Annotated in this window: 3 protein-coding genes; 1 reads left to right on the top strand and 2 read right to left on the bottom strand. The window is 39.7% G+C overall.

The features are described from left to right. Positions 1–415 precede the first annotated feature (415 nt). Positions 416–1,768, top strand: a complete 1,353-nt coding sequence (locus JK188_RS16835) for an MFS transporter (protein ID WP_211885815.1) — start codon at positions 416–418, stop codon at positions 1,766–1,768. Between the two features lie 57 nt (positions 1,769–1,825). Here the strand turns inward: JK188_RS16835 and JK188_RS16830 are convergent, their stop codons facing one another. Beyond that, positions 1,826–2,755, bottom strand: coding sequence for a nucleotidyl transferase AbiEii/AbiGii toxin family protein (locus JK188_RS16830; protein WP_211885817.1), 930 nt, complete (start codon positions 2,753–2,755; stop codon positions 1,826–1,828). A gap of 1 nt (position 2,756) precedes the next feature. Then, on the bottom strand, positions 2,757–3,281 hold the full coding sequence (gene abiEi / locus JK188_RS16825) for a type IV toxin-antitoxin system AbiEi family antitoxin (RefSeq protein WP_211886423.1): 525 nt from the start codon (positions 3,279–3,281) through the stop codon (positions 2,757–2,759). Positions 3,282–3,337: the final 56 nt, after the last annotated feature.

Here is a 3,337-nt window from a genome sequence, read left to right as displayed (position 1 = left end):
ATCTATACCTGTTATTTACTCTATTTAATTTCACACTTAATAAATGAGTACCATTATATTTATTGCTTTTTTGCCATTATTTTATATCTCAAAATATACAATCGTCTGTAATTGCTAGTTTATTAATATCATATCGTGACATTCAATTATCATTTAGAGTAGTCATTTGACCTTTTTTAACTAAATAGAATCTTATGCTTGTTTTCAAGGTGGCGGTTTACAGAATATGAAACTTTCTGCTATAAATGAAGGTACGTTAGAGATACAGAGTATTACCTTGGTTTATTTTCCCTCGTTTTATCTCTCATATCCTTTGCCAAATAATATTAATTACTTCGCTATTTAACGTACCTATTATTACAAATAACCTCATCGCGCTAATATTGAAATGTTGTGTATTTAGAAGGACAGAATTATGACATCGCAAACAACCAGCCAGCCTGCGGCCAGACCGTTAGGCAAAGAAGATTATAAAACATTGGGCTTATCCTCTTTAGGTGGCACATTAGAATTTTATGATTTCGTTATTTTCGTTTTTTACGCGAAAATTATCTCCCAGCTATTTTTTCCGGGCGATAATGAATTTCTCGCATTAATGGCGACGCTGGGTCTGTTTGCTGCGGGTTATCTTGCTCGCCCATTGGGCGGCATTATCATGGCCCACTTTGGCGATAAAATCGGTCGTAAGAAAATGTTTACCTTAAGTATTTTCTTAATGGCATTCCCAACTTTTATTATTGGTTTCTTGCCAACATTTGAGACCATTGGTGCCGCTGCACCACTGTTACTGTTATTAATGCGTATCATGCAAGGTGCTGCTATCGGCGGTGAAATGCCTGGTGCATGGGTGTTTATTGCCGAACATACTCCAAAACAACGTTATGGTTTAGGCGTAGGAACATTAACCTCAGGGATCACTGGTGGAATTTTATTAGGATCTATCGTCGCGATTATCATTGAGCGTTCTTATACCACCCAAGAAGTGCATGATTTTGCGTGGCGTATTCCGTTTATCTTAGGGGGTATCTTTGGTTTTATCTCTGTCTATTTGCGTCGCTTCTTACAAGAGACCCCAATTTTCAAAGAGATGGCAGCTAAAAAAGCATTAACCAAAGAGTTACCAGTAAAAACCGTGGTTAAATCCCATAAACAAGCTTGCATGATCACTGCAGCACTGACGTGGTCGCTGTCTACCGCTATCGTTGTCACCATTTTGATGACCCCTGACGTGGTATTAAAAGGTATTTATGGCATCGATCGTAATATTGCTTTACAAGCCAACTGCGCAGCAACGTTGACCTTAACCTTAGGCTGTATTTTCTGGGGATGGTTAGGAGATAAAACGGGAACACGTACGTCGATGACATTGTCTTGGGGCGGATTAGCGGTCACCGCTATCTACTTCTATTCATCGCTGTCATCGGATATTTCGGCGAATACCTTAACATTTAATTACGCGTTAATGGGCTTCTTCGTAGGAGCGATTGCGACAACGCCAATCATCAGTACTCGCGCGTTTCCACCAGAAATTCGTTTCTCTGGCTTATCCTTTGCGTACAACTTGGCATACGCCGTATTTGGCGGGTTGACCCCAATCTTAACCGGTGCATGGTTACAGCAATCCCATATGGCGCCAGCCTACTATGTAGCAGGGGTTTCCTTGTTAGCTGTTGCCGTGGCGTTTATCCCACTGTCATACAAAGGTTGGACTCGTACCGCTGAAGAAGAACGTAACCCTGCGGCAGTGCTGAAAACCAGCGTCAATTAAGTTCTCGTCATTCAAACATGAAGCCAGTCGCTTTGCGGCTGGCTTTTTTATGCCGTCCTACATGCTAAAAGGATTACTCTGCCTTTCCCGCCTATCCCCATACATGTCAGATTGCACAGATTTCATTAACTCATACAACGTTGTTTCTAAATATAATAAAAAATCTTGGTTATTTAATGTTCTCTCAACAACCTCTAACGGTAAAAATCGTTTTATTTCATCATTAAATTCTTTCGATTGTACCAATTCTGGCAATGATTCAATCCGACTTTGTAATAGCGTTTTAAACTCATTATCTATTTTATAGTCAACTGTTTTTTTCATGGCTAACTGCGCATTTGGTTTCACGCCTTGCTGATGCAGCCAAACTAAGTCCCACATATCACGGTATCGAATGCGAGCCATTGTTGCAGGGAAGGAAATCAATTTATCCGCCATAACTTCGGAGAGTTCTTCCGCCTGAATAAGTAAATCAGAATATCCATCAGGTAACTGTGGGTAGTTTCTTTGAAGGGAACGTAATGCTCGTGTATAGGCTGGAATATTCGCAATTTCAATCTTAATTCGTTGCTTTGGCAAATCTTTTCTTTCAGCACTTGTTGTCACCGAAATTTGCCATTTATCGATTTTTACATCCGCATATTCAGGCTCTTTACGCAATTCACTTGGCTCTTTGACAACCACTTCTAAGCCATACCGATGCCCAACGTATTTTTCTATGCAGCTCTTTATTTCCTGCATATCAGCAGAACAAAAATTATGTCCACCAGCAAAGTCTAAATCTTCGCTAAATCGGTTGGAGCCATGACATAGGCGCAGCAGCGTACCGCCTTGAAACGTTATTTTTTTTAATAAACCTGCAGAAGATAAAGCATACAAAATATCGTAATGCAGTAACTCTTTTTCTACGACAGGTCTATTAGTAGAAAAACCGTTTTCACTCATTATTTCATCGACTAACTTGTTAAAATCAACCAGACTTGCCATCTTATATCTCCTCCTTTTGAATCAAGTGAGTATTCCTTCCCACCCTTAATAAATCACGCAGTGCCGTTTCTTTCTTAGCGATTCTCAAAGGACCTCGTCCTTCAAGAGTGCTACTAATAATTTTTGATGGTGTTTTACTCGTATGAGTTACTTCAATCACGCCCCAAGGGGTAACAAATTCCCCAGAACGTCCCGTCGACATGATAGTCAACCGATCCATTGGAATTTGGGAAATAACGCCGTATTGGGACAATGCAGATTCCAAACTAATGTAATTATATTCCCCCCTACGAATATTCACCGCTAGGCTTTCTAAAGGATAAGGGCCTAAAGACCCTCTAACGTAGGTATAAACGCCTTTTGCGGCTCGTTTTAGTATATTTGAAGTGACAAGCCTATCGATGGATTTTTGCAATGTTTTTGGCGACTCGTTGGGAAAAATCATTTCCAAATCACGAGAGAGAAAAATATTTTTTCCCTTTTCATTTAAGTTATCGAATGTTTGGATAGCAGTCATTTGGTTCATCATTTATCTCCACTAAATCACCCTTTTAACGGGATTATTGTGTATACATAAATAAT

The sequence above is a fragment of the Providencia sp. JGM181 genome (assembly GCF_018257375.1).
Classification (GTDB): domain Bacteria; phylum Pseudomonadota; class Gammaproteobacteria; order Enterobacterales; family Enterobacteriaceae; genus Providencia; species Providencia lanzhouensis.
This window is presented reverse-complemented; position numbering and strand designations above follow the sequence as displayed.

What these genes read in the sequence shown, in the direction of transcription:
- JK188_RS16835 (WP_211885815.1), top strand. Translation starts at nt 416, where the DNA reads ATGACATCGCAAACAACCAGCCAGCCTGCGGCCAGACCGTTAGGCAAA.
- JK188_RS16830 (WP_211885817.1), bottom strand. Translation starts at nt 2,755, where the DNA reads ATGGCAAGTCTGGTTGATTTTAACAAGTTAGTCGATGAAATAATGAGT.
- abiEi (WP_211886423.1), bottom strand. Translation starts at nt 3,281, where the DNA reads ATGAACCAAATGACTGCTATCCAAACATTCGATAACTTAAATGAAAAG.